The organism is Psychroflexus lacisalsi (assembly GCF_020164495.1).
GTDB lineage: Bacteria > Bacteroidota > Bacteroidia > Flavobacteriales > Flavobacteriaceae > Psychroflexus > Psychroflexus lacisalsi.
Genome location: NZ_JAIQYZ010000005.1, coordinates 44,286 through 61,594, shown reverse-complemented (window position 1 = coordinate 61,594; position 17,309 = coordinate 44,286). Strand labels below are relative to the sequence as shown.

The window sequence follows — 17,309 nt, the reverse complement described above, 5'->3', positions numbered from 1 at the left end:
ATTTCATTTTTTTTATACTTTAGTAAACTATTTAAAATAATAATATGGAACCAAAAAAGAATCCGAAGAAAGATCTTTCCAGAAAAAGTCTTCTGTTTTTCCAGATTGGACTAGCACTAGTTCTAGGAATTACACTGATAATGATTGAATGGAAGACCTATGACAGAGATGCTATTGATACTGGTGTTGTAAATCTTGACATGTTAGATGAAGAAGATGTGCCAATTACTGAAATACAAAAAACACCACCGCCACCACCGCCGCCGCCACCAGCACCGGAAGTAATTGAGGTTGTTGAAGATGATGAAGAAGTGGAGGAAGTAGTTATTGAGTCTACTGAGACTGACCAGAATGAAGTGGTCGAAGTTGAAGAGGTAGAGGAGGTAGAGGAAGAAATTGGTGATGTTCCTTTTGCTGTTATTGAAAGTGTGCCAATTTTTCCAGGTTGTGAAGGCTTAAATAACAATGAAGAACGTAAGCAATGCATGAGTAAAAAGATAAGTCAGTTTGTAAATAAAAACTTTGACACTGGTCTTGCTGCAGATCTAGGATTAAGCGGTGTAAATAGAGTTTACGTTCAATTTAAAATTGATAAATCTGGTAATATTGTAAATGTTGCGGCTAGAGCTCCACACCCAAGATTACAATCTGAAGGCGAAAGAGTTATAAAAAAGTTACCTAAAATGAAGCCTGGTCAACAAAGAGGTCAAAATGTAGGGGTACTTTATTCCCTTCCTATTACTTTTCAAGTCCAGGACTAAATTTTATAATTTCATAATACCTAAATCCCGAATATTGCATTCGGGATTTTTTTATTCCTATTTTTAAATCATATTTGTAGAGTCTTTCCAACTAGTAAATTATGAAAAGCCTTCCTTTAGTTTTATTCCTTGCTTTTGTTTCGGGTTTCAGTCAAAACTTTATTTCAAAAACTGAAAGTTATCCTACTTTTCCTTCTTGTGAAAGTATTTCAAAATCAGAACAGGAAAAGTGTTTTAAGAATCAACTCAAGTCCTTTATTTTTTCCAATTATAATGAACCTAAAATCATTTCTTCAGAAAATTATAATGGAATTGCGACTGTAATTTTTGAAGTTGACAGAGATGGGGTATTTCAGATGTTGTATGTGAATTCAGAATACCAAGAATTGAACGATGAACTCGAAAGAGTCTTCAGTAGTATTCCAAAAATTAGACCCGCAACTTACAATGGAGCACCAACTTATGTTCAATTTAGAATGCCACTCCAAATCCCACTTTTTCAATCATCTATTCAAGAAGAGTCAATTCAGAAAGAAGAGCCATTAGAAAGTTACCAGAATGAATTTGATGATATAAAAACAAAAGACTTTAACTATCCTCAGTACAAAAGCGGTCTCAACATTCCTTTATCTCATGAGTTGTATAATAGATTTACGACAAAGATGGATAAGATTGGAACTAATGCGCACACAGCTTCAAAGCCTTACAAGTATACAGAAGTTCAACCTTATTACGACTTTGAAAAAGAAAACAGGGCTTTATTTTATGATAAGGAGACCTGGTTCGGACGAAAATTTTTCAATGAAAATACTGTTCAAATACAAGGTGAAGATTATTGGTTTACGTTTGATATTGCTGCAGATCTTCAGGTAGGTAGAGATTTTGAAGAGTCCGTTACAACCTACAATAATACTAGAGCTGGTATTTTTCAAGGAGGTTTAGGAGATCGGCTCAATTTTTTCACGGTGATTTATGAGAGTCAGGGAAAATTTGCAGGGTATTTCAATGATTTAGCGGAGGATTTAGGGAGAAGGAACTCAGGCCAGGTGAATATTCCAGGTCGAGGAATTGGAGAGCCTTATCGTGACGGGTTTGATTATCCCGTTGTTGAAGGCTATCTGTCTTATAATGCTACAGATTTTCTAGACGTACAATTTGGTAGAGGCAATAATTTTATCGGTGACGGTTACAGATCTCTTTTTATGAGTGATAATGCTTCACCCAATGCTTATGTAAAAGTCAATACAAGTTTTTGGAAATTTAAGTATACCAATACCTGGTCCTCTTTAAGAAATCCAAATACACTCACGGATGGTGGTGCTTTCTTGACCAAATATATGGCGACTCATTATTTGAGCTACAATGTCAATAAACGACTTAATATTGGTTTATTTGAATCTGTTTTGTTTGAAAATGAACCCAATCGAGGCTTCGATTGGAATTTTGTAAACCCAATTTTGTTTTACAATATGGTTGAATACTCCACAGGTTCCAGGTCTGGTAAATCCCTTATTGGCCTTAGTTATAAATATAAATGGACTGACCAAATCAATAGCTATGGTCAGCTACTTATAGATGAATTTTCGGTTAATGATGTGACTGCAGGTAATAAAAGCTGGAAAAATAAATTCGGCTTTCAGATGGGTTTAAAATATGCTGACGCCTTCAAGGTGGATAATCTCTTCTTACAATTAGAATATAACCAGGTAAGACCTTACACTTATTCTCACAATACTTTGAATCTTCATTACACCAACGATAACCAGTCTATGGCTCATTTGTGGGGAGCAAATTTTAGAGAACTTTTATTCATTACCAGATATAAGAAAGACAGATGGTATGGACATGCGAAATTCATTTTTGGTGAACGTGGATTCGAAACCAATGAAAGCAGCGATCCTTTTTATGGAACTAATTTACTCGGAGATGAAAGGCTAAGAATCGCTGATGAAGGTATAAATATTGGTCAAGGAAACAGAGGCAATTCTTACTACGGCGAACTAGAGGCTGGATTTATTGTCAATCCCACAACTAACTTAAAAGTTTACCTCAATTTAATTCATCGAAAATTTGATGTTTCAGAAAATACAGCCCTAAATTTTGACAGAAATACAACTTGGGTTAATCTAGGATTCAGGACAGATATTTTTAATTGGTATTATGATTATTAAGCCAATACTTAGTAAATATTAACGAACGTCTGCTTCTAAAAAAAAACTTTTTAGCCGTATCTTTGCAAAAATTTCAAGTATTGTCAACCTCCTTAGCATATCCAAATATACTTTTATGGATTAAAGACTTCAAAGAGCTTACAAAATTTAGACTAGCTGTAAGTGTTGTTTTTTCTTCCATAGCAGGTTACTTGTTAGGCGCAGATGAATTCAGTTTTTGGAATTTAATCCTATTGGCAATTGGGGGTTATGCAATGGTTGGTGCATCCAATGCTTTCAACCAGATCATAGAGAAGGATCTTGACGCAAAAATGAAGAGGACCAAAAACCGTCCCATTCCTTCCGGCACGATGTCGGTGAATACCGCATTTGCCATAGCTACAATTCTTACCATCATTGGATTGCTACTGCTTTTTGTAATCAATCCTATTACAGCCATGTTTGGCGCCATTTCTATTTTTCTCTATGTAAGTATTTACACACCTTTAAAAACGATGACTCCGCTTTCTGTATTTGCTGGAGCATTCCCAGGAGCAATTCCTTTTATGCTGGGTTGGGTAGCTGCAACAGGTTCTTTCGGGATAGAGGCAGGGACGCTATTTATGATACAGTTTTTTTGGCAATTCCCTCACTTTTGGTCACTAGGATGGTGGCTTTATGACGATTACAAGGAAGGTGGTTTTTTTATGTTGCCTACAGGCAAAAGAGACAAAGGAACTGCCATGCAAATTATTTTATACACAGTTTGGACACTTCTTGTTTCTGTAGTTCCAGTACTTGGAGTAACGGGTGACTTAAAGTTGTCTGTGGTTTCAGCAGTTTTAATTTTTGCTCTAGGTTTGGTGATGTTGTTTTATGCAATTAAACTTTTCAAAAACAGAGAAATTAAACAGGCAAGACAACTTATGTTGGCAAGTGTGTCCTATATTACTTTAATACAAATTATTTACGTTTTAGATAAATATATCAGATTATGGCTTTAGACGAGAAACACAAACGGGCGAGAATGATGATGATGTGGTTTGGCATCATAAGTATGGGAATGATGTTTGCTGGTCTTACTAGTGCCTATGTAGTAAGTGAAAACCGCCCAGATTGGCTTACAGATTATCAGTTGCCAGATGTTTTTATCTGGAGTACACTGGTCATTTTTATAAGCAGTATTACATTTCATTTGACCAAAAAATTTACAGCTGAAGGTGATACAGATAAAGCTAATATCGCAATCGTATCCACTTTCATTTTAGGGGTTTTGTTTATAGTGATGCAATTCATCGGGTTTGATGAAATTGTGGAAGCGGGTTACTACTTTACTGGAAGCGCAAGTAGCATCACTATGTCTTTTGTGTATCTATTGGTTCTAGCACACGTAGTCCACGTAGCTGCCGGTCTCATTGTACTTTTAGTTGTAATTTATAATCATTTTAAAAAGAAATATTCTAAAGGAAACATGTTGGGATTGCGTTTGGGAGTAACCTTCTGGCACTTCGTAGATGGGCTTTGGCTATACCTCTTTTTGTTTTTATATTTCTTTAGATAATAATAAAATTGTCTATTTTTGCAGAACATTAATATTTGATTTTTATGGAAGCTACTACCGTTGCGAAAACAGGTACCGAGGGAAAAACTTGGGGAGGAGGTGATGAAAAACCACTTAAAGCGAGTTATGGAAAATTGATGATGTGGTTCTTTATCTCATCGGATGCTCTTACATTTTCAGGGTTTTTGGCTGCTTATGGGTTTACAAGATTTAAATTTATAAATGAATGGCCTATAGCGGATGAAGTGTTTAATCATTTTCCATTCTTACACGGTGTAGATGCTCCGATGTATTATGTGGCTTTAATGACGTTTATCTTGATTTTTTCATCTGTAACAATGGTTCTTGCTGTAGATGCTGGTCACCAAATGCAAAAGAATAAAGTCGTTACTTATATGGCTTTGACAATACTTGGAGGTATTATTTTCATAGGTTCTCAAGCTTGGGAATGGTCTAATTTTATATCAGGTGAATATGGAGCAGTTGAAACCAGAAGTGGTAAAATTATACAGTTTGCTGACTCTGAAGGTAATCGGGTAGCTCTTGAGGAATTCTCCAGCGCATCTATAAAAGATAGAACTCAGCATGAAGCTAAAAATGGGATATGGTATAATTCTGAAGCTTCTTATAATCCTTTGTCTATAGAAGATGTGAAAAATGGCTTTGCTGCAAATCCAGATCTTCGGGTTAGAACCATGGAAATTACTGACGAGGGTGAAAAAGAAGTTTTAAACAGAGAGGAATCTTTGCTCAAGTTAAATACATCGGGTATTGGAGTTATACAAGGTGCCAATTTATCTCAAAATGAATATGGTGCACCATTGTTTGGAGGTTTCTTCTTCTTCATTACCGGCTTTCACGGTTTTCACGTTCTTTCAGGAGTTATTATACTAATTATTATATTCTTTAATGTTTTAGTAGGAACATATGAGAAAAGAGGAAGTTATGAAATGGTGGAAAAGGTCGGACTATACTGGCACTTTGTCGATTTAGTTTGGGTATTTGTTTTTACCTTTTTCTACTTAGTATAACATTTTAATAAAGAATTATATCACAATGGCACACGATACAACTCACGGCGAACACTCAGGAGCGAAAAAGCGAATTTGGCAAGTATTCATCATTCTTTCTATCTTAACGATAGTAGAGGTAGTACTCGGTATCTTTAAACCAGATTTTTTGGTTCATACAGATTTGGTTTCATTATCACTTCTTAACTGGATATTTATAGTACTAACAATAATTAAAGCCTATTACATAGTCTGGGCATTTATGCACATGGAGCATGAAGCTGCAAGTCTGCGAAGAGTGGTAGTATGGACAGGCGTTTTTCTTATATCCTATTTAATTGCCATCCTTCTCATAGAAGGTACATATATTCAGGAGATCTACGAAAGTGGTTATATCACTTGGGATTTCTAAAGATTAAAGGTTAAAAATACTTCAAAAGGCGGTTTTTAGAGAACCGCCTTTTTTAATTTTGCATATATTTTAAACATGAAAAAGTACATTGTTCTTATTGTCTTATTTGTACTGCCGCTTGTTGCTTATCTGTTTTTTTCTAGCGGAATAAATTCATTTGGCAGACTTCCCGTACTCAATGAAAACCTTTCAGAATTAAAAGAATTTGAGACTGAGCAGATTACTTTCGATGACAAAATCACTATCCTCACTTTCTTTGGAAAAGACTTTGATGTAATAAAGGTTCACGCTTTCAATATGAAAGAGAAGATTTATGACCGCTATCACAAGTTTGATAATTTTCAGGTTGTAAGCATAACTGAATTAAATTCAGAAGAACGTATCAAAGATTTCAGAAATGAAATCAACAAAACATCTGATGCTTCCGAATGGTTTTTTCTAGTGCTTGGAGACAAAGAGATAAAGAGATTATTTGAAAGCCTGGATTCAGATTTGAAATTAGATGACAAACTTTCCAGTGAATATGCTTTTATCATTGACAAGCAGATGAAATTAAGAGGGCGTAGCGATGATGAAGATGAAGGAACAAAATATGCCTACGATCTTAGTAATTTGAAAGAAGTAAGCGATAAAATGAACGATGATGTAAAGATTATCTTAGCAGAATATAGATTTGCTTTGAAAAAGAATAACGCCCAAAGAGAGAAAAAATAATGAAAAAATATTCTTACGTAGGAATATCTCTAGTGATTTTAGTTTTTGGAATCTGGGTAGTCAGTGAGATGTTATCAAGAAATTCCACAGAGAGCTTAGCGTATATTGAAATCAATGGTGAGCGCAAAAAAGTTCCAGAATTTGAGTTTGTAAATCAAAACAAAGACACAATAACCAATGAAGACTACCTCGGTAAAGTCTATGTAGTGGAATTCTTTTTCGCGACATGTCCAACGATTTGTCCCATAATGAACGAGAATCTTCTGGAAGTTCAAGATGAATTTTATGGAAATATGAACTTTGGAATTGCATCATTCACCATCAATCCTAAACATGATACTCCCGAGGTTTTGAAAGAACATGCTGATGAGTTGGGGGTGAAGTTGCCACACTGGAATTTCCTTACGGGTGACCAAGATGAAATTTACGAATTAGCAAACCAAGGTTTCAATATTTATGCTCGAGAAGATGAAAATGCAGAGGGTGGTTTTGAGCATTCTGGATTTTTCGCTTTAATTGACCAAGAGGGTTACATCCGGAGTAGGAAAGACGAGGCCGGTAATCCTATTATTTTTTACCAGGGTTCGGTACCCAGAAATCAATCTGACAGTCAAAGTCATGAGACACAACAAATTGATATATTGATAGAAGACATTGAAATACTTTTAAAATGAAAGCGACTTTAAGTAGATCTGACAAAACTATTGTTCCTATCATAATAGGGCTATCCGTTATTGTACCTATTGTGGTTGTTGTATTAATGAACCTTCCAACCCGATATGACCTCTTAGGTTTAGAAGTTGGTTCATTTCCATTTTTCCATGCGCTTATCAATGGTATGACGGCAATTTTATTGCTTCTAGGATACACTTTTATCAAGCAAGACAGAAAAATAGCTCATAGGAATGTCATGATAACTGCTTTTGGATTATCCGCCTTATTTTTGGTAAGCTATGTCATTTCAAAAATCAGTAATGAACCTGTGCCTTATGGTGGAGAAGGAGCCCTGAGGTATATTTACTTTTTTATTTTAATTACACATATCGCGCTTTCTGCCATCATTATACCTCTTGTCTTATTTACAATGTATAGAGGTTTGACAGGAGAATATACAAAACATAAAAAAATTGCAAGGTGGACATTTCCCATATGGTTATATGTTGCTATAACAGGAGTTCTTGTTTATCTATTTATGCTACCTTATTACTAAATTTGAAAGATGATGAAGATGAATAAATATTTTTTAGCACTGGTATTAATATTTGTGACAATTTGGGACTCCGTTTCCCAGTGTTCTATGTGCAGAGCAGTATTAGAATCTGAACAAGATACAGGACAGGCAGAAGCCATCAACGATGGTATAGTTTATCTTATGGCGTTTCCATACATTCTCGTAGGAGGAGTTCTATATGTGGTTTATAGATCCTTCAAGAAAAAGAAATCTCAACAAAACACACAATGAAAAAAGTTTTCCATCTTTCAACCTGTGATACTTGCAAACGTATTTTAGGTAAACTTTCTTTACCAGAAGATGTTATTATCCAAGATATCAAGAAGGAACATATTTCTGAATCAGATTTAGAATTTCTCTACAAAAACACGAGATCTTACGAGATCTTACTTAACAAAAGGGCTAAAAAATATACAGAAGCAGGTTTAAAAGACGAGAATCTTTCCGAAGAAGAAATCAAGGAATACATTCTATCACATTATACATTTCTAAAAAGACCTATTTTTGTCATTGACGATAAAATATTCATAGGTAATGATAAGCATACAGTAGACGCCTTAAAGTCTCTATTCAATGACTAAGCGAGTACAAGCTTTACTAGCCGCTCTAGTTGCCACAACATTTTTTGGAATCAACCATACCTTAGCCAAGGGTTTAATGCCAGATTACGTTCAGCCTTATGGCTTTGTTTTTACACGGGTACTCGGTGCAGGAATTATATTTTGGGTTGTAAGCCTCTTTATAAAAAACGAAAAGATAAAAAGAGAACATTGGCCAAGACTTTTGCTGAGTGCTTTGTTCGGTATGGTCATCAATATGATGCTTTCCTTCAAGGGTTTGAGTCTTTCCACACCAATCAATAGCTCAGTCATCGTTACTATTACACCAATTTTAGTCTTTATACTTTCAGCGGTATTAATTCGAGAAAAAATTACAATTCTCAAAGGCTCCGGAGCAATTCTGGGACTTTTTGGAGGACTTAGCCTTATTTTTTTTGGTGTTCAGCAACAGGTGGGTGCCCCCAATATTCCTCTTGGAAACGTCCTGTTATTTGTCAACGCCCTGTCCTTTGGTATGTTTTTAATTGTCGCCAAGCCACTTACCAAAACTTACCACCCTATTACCTTGATGCGTTGGCTATTTTTAACCGCAATCATAATCAACCTTCCTATTGGCTGGTCCGAATTTCGAGAAGTAGACTGGATCAACATGCCGTTTTCTGCTCTATGGCGCATCGGATTTGTAATTGTAGGGACAACCTTTACGACCTATCTTCTCAATATATTTGCCTTAAAACATTTATCCGCTTCAACCATAGGCGTGTTTACCTATCTACAGCCAGTTATTGCTATTGCATTTGCCATTTTTTCTGGTGCAGACCAATTAACGCTTCTTAAAATTATTTCTGTCATACTTGTGTTTTTAGGAGTATTTATGGTGACCAAAAATCCGGCGAGGAAGCGATCTAAGGCATAGCTTTTCTTCGGAATTTGCCACACTTCATCTTATCTTTGTAGATATTCAGCTCAAAATTCCTACTAAAATGATGCTACGTCCGTATTGCGTTTGCTTAATTCTGTTTGCTTTCATTTCATGTAAGAATAATACTGAAGCCAACGTAGAATTAGATATCTATGTGCTAGATGAATCATTTAAAGAGGAACATACCAGTCAAAATTCTTTAGACTGGGAAGGAACATATCAGGGTATTTTACCTTGCGCCGATTGTGAAGGTATCGAGACCAAAATTCAACTCAAATCCAACAATACGTACATAAAGTCCATAAAGTATTTAGGTAAAGATGAAAAAGAAGATCAATCTCAGGGGAACTTCAGCTGGAATGCTTCAGGAAGTGAAATCACTTTAGAAAGCGAAGAAAGACCAAACACCTATAAAGTTATGGAAAATGCAATGATGGCTTTAGATAGGGAAGGTCATTTGATCCGTAGCCAAATAGAAGGCGACTATAAATTAAAGAAAGATTTAGAGTAAATTCTACTTCAGTAAGAAACAAATAAGAATTACAGACCAAATTTAAGGTATGGACGATAAAATACATGACCTCATCATTATAGGAGGAGGGCAAAGCGCCCTGGCCTGTGCATTTTTTCTAAGACGAAAAGATATAGACTATCTCATTTTGGATGATCAGGATTCTTGTGGAGCATCGTGGAAACATACCTGGGAGTCACTCACTTTATTTTCTCCTCCAGAACACAGTTCACTTCCAGGTTGGCAAATGCCTGCTTCTGAAGGAGAGTTCCCTACTCGAAAGGAAACTATTGATTATCTCTGTCAATACGAAGACCGGTATGGGTTCTCTATAGAGCGGCCGGTGAGAGTCATTTCAGTAAATAAATACGATAGTATTTTCAGTATCAAAACCAACAAGAAGGACTACAAATCGAAAGCTGTTATTTCTGCTACAGGCACGTTTCAAAACCCATTTATTCCAGAGGTAAAAGGGCGTGATCAATTCGAAGGACGGCAATTACATTCATCAGCATATTGCACTCCAGAAGATTTTCAAAATAAAAAAGTAATGATCGTTGGTGAGGGTAATTCTGGAGCTCAAATTCTAGCCGAAGTTTCTAAAGTGGCAAATACGTTTTGGTCCACACACCAAGAACCTGAGTATCTTCCTGATGATGTGGACGGCAGAGTTTTATTTGATGTTGCTTCAGCCAAATATTATGCTGAAAAGAAAGGCGAAACATTTGATGCATCCAAATATAACCTAGGAAATATCGTCATGGTTCCTTCAGTCAAGGAAGCGCGTGAACGAGATGTTTTGCATTCCAAAGGACAAATTCAAGCCATCACTAAAGATGGTGTGATTTGGCAAGATGGCAGTCATCAAGAAATTGACACAATCATTTGGTGTACTGGTTTTGGCTATTCAACTGGATTTTTAAACAATTTAGTTTCTATAGACAATAAAGGAAAAGTACCAACTAAATCAACAAAAGCCAAAGAAACTGATGGTTTGTGGCTCTTAGGCTATGGAGGCTGGACTGGTTTTGCTTCAGCAACGATTATTGGAGTTGGACGTTATGCTAAGCAAACCATCCAAGAAGTCAGCGAGTACTTAAAGCTTTAGATTTTTTTGGAACCAATAAATAGCCCACATTAAAATTAAATACAAATTTGAAACCGTTAAAACGATTGATTTTGAGCTCCAAAATAAAGAATGTGTAAAGAAATAGTTTTAACCATTATTGGATTACACGAATAAATGAAATTTAAAATCATTTAGCCTTTTTCAGAAGTGAAAATAGAACTTACCGTATTTACATCGAAGAAGTATTGTAATCTAACTGAAACCGTATGCTGTATATCTTGTTGAAATAAATTGGTGAAGGTGGTTTCAAAATTGTTTTGCGCCTGATCATTATTTGTAAACAATTGATTTCTATATAAAGCTGTCAGAAAACTCCCCGGAGCAAATTGCCATGAGTAATTCAAATCGAGATTCCAGGTGCTGAAATTAATATCTGGACTGTTGGGTAAATCAGCCTTTGGAAGATTTCGATTTTCAGAGAGCCTTCCATTAAGGTTCAAATTATACATAAAATCATCGTATAAAACTGTATCCCAGTAATGACGCAGTTGTAATTTCAGGCCATGGAAAGGATTGAAATTGTAATTGGCAGAAATACTATTGGTTAAAATTTCTCTGTCCCGTTCTCCAAAAATCGGTTCTTCCTCTAGAAAACTTGCGAATCCTCTGTCGTTGATGCGGTTATCGAAAGTAAAACTATAAACCATAAAAAAGTAGTCATTGAACCGCACTCTGGGTTCAATATTCACATTATATGCATAAGACTCTCTTCCGCTTTCAAAAAAAGTATTTACATTACTTCTGATGTCAATAGCAAATGTCCTGTTGTAATTTGAAGACAGAAAACCTCCAAAGCTGGTGAAGTTCTCGTAAATGAAAAATCGACCATCGACTCTTGGCTCAAAGTAATCGAATTGTCTACCAGGCTCCATAGCTATATCAAAACCATAGGTATCGAGCTTTAGAGAATTAATCCTTAAACTGGCTTCTAGTTCTAAGCCCGTATAAGTATTTGGTGAAGCTAATTGTTTATATTGTGAAGAAAAGCTGATGTTATAACTTTGAAAATTATCAGTAGGTTCAAATATCCTATAGGAAGCATTGGCAGAGAAATTATTAAAGTTGTTTCTCAGCAGTAGACCAAGGTCATTGATATCATATTTTTCATCCGCATAAGTATGGCCTAAAGCAAACTGGTATTGATTACTAATTTTGGCTACTTCTAGCGCTGAACTAAAGCCTGTTGTATTCTCTGCTGCTTCGTTAATGTGACTCATCTTAAACTCCCCAGCCAGACTATAGGAATTGCTGTTATTGATAAGGTTAAACAAAGCTCCGGTCACTTTCGCATCTCTAAAACTACCAGAACGGGTCACATTGGTGTTGATTAAACTCACTGAAGAATTTCTATTAAACTGCTGGTCAACGACCAGTATATTATAGTTGGAAAGGGGTTCTACCTCAACTTGCCTCTCCCTGTTTCCAAAGGTGCCCAGAACTGTTGCTTTAGTAGATTCTGTTACGGCATTAAAGACGCCAACTCCAAGACCACTTTTTAATCTACCAGACATTTTTAAGGCATTGATGAGGCTTACCTCACTTGGACGGTCTATTAAAGTTTCATTTTCGTTTAACTCTGCACTTCCTGTTGGAGCACTCCCCACTCGTCTGGAAAAGAACAGATTTCCTTTGGTAAAAAGATCAATTCCCTCGGTAAAAAATTGACGCTGCTCGGCGAAAGTTTGTTCGAAAGGGCCAAGATTCAGTACCACGTCATCAAATCTGGCTTGACTAAAATCGGGGATAAGCGTAGCATCTAAAGTGAGGTTATCTGTAATACCATACTTAAGATCCATACCCAGTTTGAAATCTGTAGAAGTTTTATCACCAACGGTGTTGACGATACCTGTTGTGAAGGGATACAAATTCAATCGCAATGGCGGTGCTAAGTCTTTTATACCCAGCAATTTTCCATGATAAAGACCTTCATAACCCTTGGTTCTATCGATAGGATTCCAGGCATATTCAGAGCGTTCTCTTCTAAAATATCTTCGGAATTGAACACCCCAGGTTTGAATATCTGTCTTTGGAAATCTAAGTGTTCTATAGGGAATTTTCATTTCCAATTGCCAGCCAAAAGACGTTTTCTTTACAGCACTTTCCCAAACGGCATTCCATCCAAAATCCTGACCTATACTTGGTGAAGACAAGGCGTCGGCTTGAGTTCCTGAGCTGAAAACTATAAACTGGGTATCGTTTTGCGCATCATTGTTGGGGTTTAAAACCAGCGTGAAATAATCGGTTTGTCCAAACTCATCCCGGATGGTATTTTGACTCATGATTTTAGCTGGGTCGTCATACAGCTTTGCCGAAACAAAAACACCTTCATTATTATAATACAGCTTTACTTCCGTCTTGCGATCTGGTGTTGCTGCAAGGTTTAGATTAGGCGTGAATTGCATGAAATCTGAAGCGACATCAAGGTTCTGCCAAACCTCATCACTTAAAACACCATCAATTTCTGCAGATGCCTCTTGTCTCAAAATCGAATATTGTTTTTTTTGTTGAGCCCAACCAAAACTTATAAAAAAGTAAAGTAATAAACAGACGTAGCGTCCAACCATAAGGAGTCTAATTTCAAAAATTCAAATGTACAGCCTTAGGACTTTTAACTATTGAAGAAGTTGAAAATAAATTGCTCAATTTTTAAAAATTTACTTATTAATCGTAATATTGCAATATATAAATATTACGATATGGGAGTTACTAGATCAGACCTCTTTACTGAAAAACAAAATGGATTCGCACAGGTAGCTAAGGTCTTCGGGCACCCCGCCCGCTTAGCAATTCTAGAATTTTTATTGAAATCTAATTCTTGCATCTGCGGAGATTTAGTAGAAGAATTGGGTTTAGCTCAATCGACCATCAGCCAGCATTTGAAGGAGTTGAAAAACGTAGACATCATTAAAGGGAACATAGAAGGCACTTCGGTTTGCTACTGCATCAATGAAGAAAAATGGTACGAGATGAAAATGATTTTTAACGAGCTTTTCGATCGCTATCCTAACCCAAAAGATTGTTGTTAGTATTTTAAATCATTATTCCTAAAATTTCACGCAAAGAAACGCAAAGTCAATATGCGAAGAACGCAAAGAAAAATAAAGCATTATTTAAAAGTATAATTATGACACTTAAACAAGTAAAAGAACATTTAGCAGAAGTGGATTCCTTACAATTTCAATTACCAAATGGGAACATTGTACCAGCTCACTTTCATGTGACAGAAGTAGGTCAGGTGACAAAAGATTTTATTGACTGTGGAGGTACGATGAGGCATGAGAAAGTAGTGAATTTCCAGTTGTGGAATGCCGATGACGTTGATCACAGATTGCAACCAAAGAAACTTAAAAACATCATTCAGCTGTCAGAAAAGAAATTGTTTATAGACGATAGGTTGGAGGTTGAGGTAGAATATCAAGGCGATACTATTGGTAAGTACCATTTAGATTTTAGTGATGGTAAGTTTCAATTGGCAAGTACACTCACCGATTGTTTAGCCAAAGATAAATGTGGGGTTCCGGAGCCGCAAATTGAAGAGCCAAGTTCAGCATGTGCTCCAAACTCTGGCTGTTGCTAATTCCATATTGAAAAGATAGAAGTTTAAGTCATGGGAAAGTTTGAAAGGTATCTGACACTTTGGGTCGCTATTGCCATAATAGTAGGAATTGCAATCGGTAGATTATTTGGAGACTCAATCGAGTTTTTAAGTCAGTTGGAAGTGGCAAAAGTCAACATTCCTGTCGCAATTTTGGTTTGGATGATGATCTACCCTATGATGGTACAGATCGATTTTTCGTCGATAAAAGATGTGACCAAAAATAGCAAAGGGTTGGGTTTAACTTTAGTGATCAATTGGCTGATAAAGCCATTTACCATGGCCTTTTTTGCCTGGTTATTCTTAGACCAGATTTTTAGCGCTTATCTCAATCCCGAAGATGCTCAGCAATATATTGCCGGTGCAATTATTCTTGGAGCAGCGCCTTGTACAGCGATGGTATTTGTGTGGTCTTACCTGACTAAAGGTGATGCAAACTACACACTCGTTCAGGTGTCTTTGAACGACTTAATATTGCTTGTGTTGTTTATTCCTATAGTAAGATTGCTTCTGGGCGTTACAGATATTGAAATCCCATATGACACTTTGATTTATTCAGTGCTGATTTTCGTGGTAATTCCTCTGACAGCCGGCTACGTCTCCAATAAATATTTGATTAAAAAACACGGTTTGAAATGGTTCAATTCTGTATTCTTGGCCAAACTGAAACCAGTTTCAATGATTGCCCTGATTACCACCTTGGTGCTTTTATTTGCATTTCAGGGTGATAAAATCATCAATAACCCTTTTGATATTTTATTGATTGCAGTACCGCTGACGATACAAACTTATTTTATCTTTTTTGTTACCTGGTTTATCGGTCAATATTTAAAACTGAAACATAATGTTTGTGCTCCATCGGCCATGATTGGTGCCAGTAACTTTTTTGAACTGGCGGTTGCCGTAGCGATTTCGTTATTCGGATTAAATTCCGGCGCGTCATTGGCAACGGTGGTTGGTATTCTTATCGAAGTGCCAGTGATGTTGTCTTTAGTGGCAATTGCTAATAAATGGAGATATTGATCTTTAATTGTATTCACCACCAAACATCATAATTCATGTTTCCAAAAATTGAAAAGCTTTGTAGAATATTTGAAAGTGAATGCGATTTAATTTCAAAAGAAAGAAAGGAAATTTTGAAAAGTATAGCTGCAATGATAGCTTCTGAAATTGACTCTAGAAGGAAAGCTAAACTCATCTATATCTGTACTCACAATTCCAGGCGCAGTCATTTTGGGCAGGTTTGGGTCAATGTTGCTGCAGAATTTTATGGACTTTCCTCAAAAATTGAAGCGTTTTCTGGTGGGACCGAAGTGACTGCACTTCATCCCAATTCGGTAACTGCATTAAAATCGATGGGATTTGAAGTAAGTACAACTACATCTGAAGCGAATCCCAAACATGACGTAAAGTTTGGAAAACAAAAATCTACAACTTGTTTTTCTAAAGTTTATGATGATTCTGAGAACCCAAATAAAGATTTTTTGGCGATCATGACCTCTTCTCATGTAGACGAAAATTGCCCGTTTATCCCTGAAGCTTTATCCAGATTTGCTACACCTTATGAAGATCCAAAATTGTTTGATACTACCCAGCTAAAGGATGTAAAATACCTGGAACGTGCTTTGGAAATCAGGCGAGAAGTTTTCTATATGATGTCTTTGTCAGGTTCAAAAAAAGATAATGCTCAAAAATGATAAGCTGGTTAAGACCAAAATACTACTTATTAAATAGAAACTCATTATTATGATTTGCTTGAAAATAGTTTTAAATCTTCCTTGTGAATAAAATTTTCTCATGGATTTATACAGGTAGAACACATAAACTAATAGCCAAATTTTGACAGGGATGAAGTCAATTATAAAGGCTAGAAATAACAGAATTAAAAAAACAGCCTGTTGGTTGTAATTGAAAATAAGATGATGTGTATAGGGAATTTTTCTTCTGAAATAAATTAAGGTGCTTGAAAGTGTGTAGATTGGGATGAAGAAGAAAAGAAAGAACGGTAACTTTGGGAGAAGAAAGTTGATAAATCCTGCAGGATTGTCTACAAGTCTATTGTAACCAAATATGAAGTCAAATTTTAATCTGTTCACCAGAGTTTCTTCCAGTGCTAAAGATTTCATCGCTTCAGAATATTTAGCATTTGGATGTTCTTTTATATAATCTGTAATTTTTGAGGCTCCTGAGTTTTCGTCAAACCACAATCCACTTTTGAATATATCTGAGTTTTGTTCACTTTCTTCGACAGTTAAGACTTTTGCCTCTTTAAGTTCATCACGATTGATCCAGCTTACAACAAGAAAGAAAACGATCGCTATGCTTATAAAGAATCTAAAAGGATTGACGTAGCCTATACGCTTTCCAATGATATATTCTCTACTTAATTTTCCGGGTCTAAAAATCAATGCACTGATGGTTTTTCTAAAACGTGAATCGTAAGAAATTAGTCCCGAGAAGAATTCCATCAAAAGTTCTTTAAGATTTAAGGCTTTAGAGGAGTTTTTTTGACCACAGTACGAGCAAAATTGATCGGAAATATCCAGTTTTTTCTCACAGTTTAAACATTTTTCTGTTCTGTGTGGAAAGCGTTTAGGCCTTGACTTTAATCTTAATCTGATTTTCATTTTATATTAAATAAGAGCTAATTTATAACATTCTAAGGTTCATGTAAAATTAGATACTTTAACAAAATTAACATTTAATTAAATAGTCTAAAGAAATATTTAAGGTTTTGAGGTAGTATTAAATGA

20 protein-coding genes are annotated in these 17,309 nt (G+C 35.8%); 18 read left to right on the top strand and 2 right to left on the bottom strand.

Annotated features, from left to right (window positions below; all coding sequences use genetic code 11):
• The first annotated feature begins 44 nt into the window (after positions 1 to 44).
• The 14 genes from LB449_RS11940 to LB449_RS11875 all read left to right on the top strand — a co-directional run bounded on the left by LB449_RS11940 (position 45) and on the right by LB449_RS11875 (position 10,940).
• Positions 45 to 761 carry an energy transducer TonB gene (locus tag LB449_RS11940; RefSeq protein WP_224455330.1) on the top strand — a complete coding sequence of 239 codons (717 nt, stop codon included), beginning with the start codon at positions 45 to 47 and terminating at the stop codon, positions 759 to 761.
• Between the two features lie 101 nt (positions 762 to 862).
• The gene (locus LB449_RS11935; protein ID WP_224455329.1) at positions 863 to 2,932 is read left to right on the top strand and encodes a gliding motility protein RemB; all 2,070 of its coding nucleotides are present in this window, start codon (positions 863 to 865) and stop codon (positions 2,930 to 2,932) included.
• 80 nt (positions 2,933 to 3,012) lie between these two features.
• Positions 3,013 to 3,915, top strand: a complete 903-nt coding sequence (cyoE, locus tag LB449_RS11930; protein ID WP_224455328.1) for a heme o synthase — start codon at positions 3,013 to 3,015, stop codon at positions 3,913 to 3,915.
• On the top strand, positions 3,906 to 4,472 hold the full coding sequence (locus LB449_RS11925; protein WP_224455327.1) for a cytochrome c oxidase subunit 3: 567 nt from the start codon (positions 3,906 to 3,908) through the stop codon (positions 4,470 to 4,472). The genes cyoE and LB449_RS11925 overlap by 10 nt, the downstream gene beginning before the upstream one ends.
• Positions 4,473 to 4,516: 44 nt before the next feature.
• The gene (locus tag LB449_RS11920; protein ID WP_224455326.1) at positions 4,517 to 5,503 is read left to right on the top strand and encodes a cytochrome c oxidase subunit 3; all 987 of its coding nucleotides are present in this window, start codon (positions 4,517 to 4,519) and stop codon (positions 5,501 to 5,503) included.
• Positions 5,504 to 5,528: 25 nt separating this feature from the next.
• Positions 5,529 to 5,894, top strand: a complete 366-nt coding sequence (locus LB449_RS11915; RefSeq protein ID WP_224455325.1) for a cytochrome C oxidase subunit IV family protein — start codon at positions 5,529 to 5,531, stop codon at positions 5,892 to 5,894.
• Positions 5,895 to 5,969: 75 nt separating this feature from the next.
• Positions 5,970 to 6,608, top strand: coding sequence for a redoxin domain-containing protein (locus LB449_RS11910; protein WP_224455324.1), 639 nt, complete (start codon positions 5,970 to 5,972; stop codon positions 6,606 to 6,608).
• Positions 6,608 to 7,282, top strand: a complete 675-nt coding sequence (locus LB449_RS11905; protein ID WP_224455323.1) for an SCO family protein — start codon at positions 6,608 to 6,610, stop codon at positions 7,280 to 7,282. The genes LB449_RS11910 and LB449_RS11905 overlap by 1 nt, the downstream gene beginning before the upstream one ends.
• Positions 7,279 to 7,818, top strand: coding sequence for a DUF420 domain-containing protein (locus LB449_RS11900; RefSeq protein WP_224455322.1), 540 nt, complete (start codon positions 7,279 to 7,281; stop codon positions 7,816 to 7,818). The genes LB449_RS11905 and LB449_RS11900 overlap by 4 nt, the downstream gene beginning before the upstream one ends.
• A 12-nt stretch (positions 7,819 to 7,830) precedes the next feature.
• On the top strand, positions 7,831 to 8,070 hold the full coding sequence (locus LB449_RS11895; protein WP_394372321.1) for a hypothetical protein: 240 nt from the start codon (positions 7,831 to 7,833) through the stop codon (positions 8,068 to 8,070).
• On the top strand, positions 8,067 to 8,420 hold the full coding sequence (locus LB449_RS11890; RefSeq protein WP_224455321.1) for an arsenate reductase family protein: 354 nt from the start codon (positions 8,067 to 8,069) through the stop codon (positions 8,418 to 8,420). Before LB449_RS11895 ends, LB449_RS11890 begins: the two co-directional genes overlap by 4 nt.
• Complete coding sequence (locus LB449_RS11885; RefSeq protein WP_224455320.1) at positions 8,413 to 9,315, top strand: DMT family transporter; 903 nt, start codon at positions 8,413 to 8,415, stop codon at positions 9,313 to 9,315. Before LB449_RS11890 ends, LB449_RS11885 begins: the two co-directional genes overlap by 8 nt.
• A 67-nt stretch (positions 9,316 to 9,382) precedes the next feature.
• On the top strand, positions 9,383 to 9,832 hold the full coding sequence (locus LB449_RS11880; protein WP_224455319.1) for a copper resistance protein NlpE: 450 nt from the start codon (positions 9,383 to 9,385) through the stop codon (positions 9,830 to 9,832).
• Positions 9,833 to 9,881: 49 nt separating this feature from the next.
• Positions 9,882 to 10,940, top strand: coding sequence for an ArsO family NAD(P)H-dependent flavin-containing monooxygenase (locus LB449_RS11875; RefSeq protein WP_224455318.1), 1,059 nt, complete (start codon positions 9,882 to 9,884; stop codon positions 10,938 to 10,940).
• A gap of 152 nt (positions 10,941 to 11,092) precedes the next feature.
• On the opposite strand, the gene LB449_RS11870 is transcribed toward LB449_RS11875, so the two are convergent.
• On the bottom strand, positions 11,093 to 13,525 hold the full coding sequence (locus LB449_RS11870) for a DUF5916 domain-containing protein (protein ID WP_224455317.1): 2,433 nt from the start codon (positions 13,523 to 13,525) through the stop codon (positions 11,093 to 11,095).
• A gap of 132 nt (positions 13,526 to 13,657) precedes the next feature.
• Here LB449_RS11870 and LB449_RS11865 point away from each other — a divergent pair, with 132 nt between their 5' ends.
• The 4 genes from LB449_RS11865 (at position 13,658) to LB449_RS11850 (ending at position 16,253) form a co-directional block, all read left to right on the top strand.
• A complete protein-coding gene (locus tag LB449_RS11865) occupies positions 13,658 to 13,987 on the top strand; it encodes an ArsR/SmtB family transcription factor (protein ID WP_224455316.1) in 330 nt (109 codons plus the stop codon).
• A gap of 98 nt (positions 13,988 to 14,085) precedes the next feature.
• Complete coding sequence (locus tag LB449_RS11860) at positions 14,086 to 14,538, top strand: DUF6428 family protein (protein ID WP_224455315.1); 453 nt, start codon at positions 14,086 to 14,088, stop codon at positions 14,536 to 14,538.
• Positions 14,539 to 14,568: 30 nt separating this feature from the next.
• A complete protein-coding gene (gene arsB, locus LB449_RS11855) occupies positions 14,569 to 15,579 on the top strand; it encodes an ACR3 family arsenite efflux transporter (protein ID WP_224455314.1) in 1,011 nt (336 codons plus the stop codon).
• Positions 15,580 to 15,614: 35 nt separating this feature from the next.
• Positions 15,615 to 16,253 carry an arsenate-mycothiol transferase ArsC gene (locus LB449_RS11850; RefSeq protein WP_224455313.1) on the top strand — a complete coding sequence of 213 codons (639 nt, stop codon included), beginning with the start codon at positions 15,615 to 15,617 and terminating at the stop codon, positions 16,251 to 16,253.
• Here LB449_RS11850 and LB449_RS11845 read toward each other — a convergent pair.
• Positions 16,227 to 17,183, bottom strand: coding sequence for a DUF3667 domain-containing protein (locus tag LB449_RS11845; protein WP_224455312.1), 957 nt, complete (start codon positions 17,181 to 17,183; stop codon positions 16,227 to 16,229). The genes LB449_RS11850 and LB449_RS11845 overlap by 27 nt on opposite strands.
• Positions 17,184 to 17,309 lie beyond the last annotated feature (126 nt).

Coding starts and splice junctions, on each gene's coding strand:
- LB449_RS11935 (WP_224455329.1), top strand. CDS start 863: ATGAAAAGCCTTCCTTTAGTTTTATTCCTTGCTTTTGTTTCGGGTTTC.
- LB449_RS11940 (WP_224455330.1), top strand. CDS start 45: ATGGAACCAAAAAAGAATCCGAAGAAAGATCTTTCCAGAAAAAGTCTT.
- arsB (WP_224455314.1), top strand. CDS start 14,569: ATGGGAAAGTTTGAAAGGTATCTGACACTTTGGGTCGCTATTGCCATA.
- LB449_RS11915 (WP_224455325.1), top strand. CDS start 5,529: ATGGCACACGATACAACTCACGGCGAACACTCAGGAGCGAAAAAGCGA.
- LB449_RS11880 (WP_224455319.1), top strand. CDS start 9,383: ATGATGCTACGTCCGTATTGCGTTTGCTTAATTCTGTTTGCTTTCATT.
- LB449_RS11870 (WP_224455317.1), bottom strand. CDS start 13,525: ATGGTTGGACGCTACGTCTGTTTATTACTTTACTTTTTTATAAGTTTT.
- LB449_RS11910 (WP_224455324.1), top strand. CDS start 5,970: ATGAAAAAGTACATTGTTCTTATTGTCTTATTTGTACTGCCGCTTGTT.
- LB449_RS11845 (WP_224455312.1), bottom strand. CDS start 17,183: ATGAAAATCAGATTAAGATTAAAGTCAAGGCCTAAACGCTTTCCACAC.
- LB449_RS11850 (WP_224455313.1), top strand. CDS start 15,615: ATGTTTCCAAAAATTGAAAAGCTTTGTAGAATATTTGAAAGTGAATGC.
- LB449_RS11920 (WP_224455326.1), top strand. CDS start 4,517: ATGGAAGCTACTACCGTTGCGAAAACAGGTACCGAGGGAAAAACTTGG.
- LB449_RS11900 (WP_224455322.1), top strand. CDS start 7,279: ATGAAAGCGACTTTAAGTAGATCTGACAAAACTATTGTTCCTATCATA.
- LB449_RS11925 (WP_224455327.1), top strand. CDS start 3,906: ATGGCTTTAGACGAGAAACACAAACGGGCGAGAATGATGATGATGTGG.
- LB449_RS11905 (WP_224455323.1), top strand. CDS start 6,608: ATGAAAAAATATTCTTACGTAGGAATATCTCTAGTGATTTTAGTTTTT.
- LB449_RS11885 (WP_224455320.1), top strand. CDS start 8,413: ATGACTAAGCGAGTACAAGCTTTACTAGCCGCTCTAGTTGCCACAACA.
- LB449_RS11895 (WP_394372321.1), top strand. CDS start 7,831: ATGAAGATGAATAAATATTTTTTAGCACTGGTATTAATATTTGTGACA.
- LB449_RS11865 (WP_224455316.1), top strand. CDS start 13,658: ATGGGAGTTACTAGATCAGACCTCTTTACTGAAAAACAAAATGGATTC.
- LB449_RS11890 (WP_224455321.1), top strand. CDS start 8,067: ATGAAAAAAGTTTTCCATCTTTCAACCTGTGATACTTGCAAACGTATT.
- LB449_RS11875 (WP_224455318.1), top strand. CDS start 9,882: ATGGACGATAAAATACATGACCTCATCATTATAGGAGGAGGGCAAAGC.
- LB449_RS11860 (WP_224455315.1), top strand. CDS start 14,086: ATGACACTTAAACAAGTAAAAGAACATTTAGCAGAAGTGGATTCCTTA.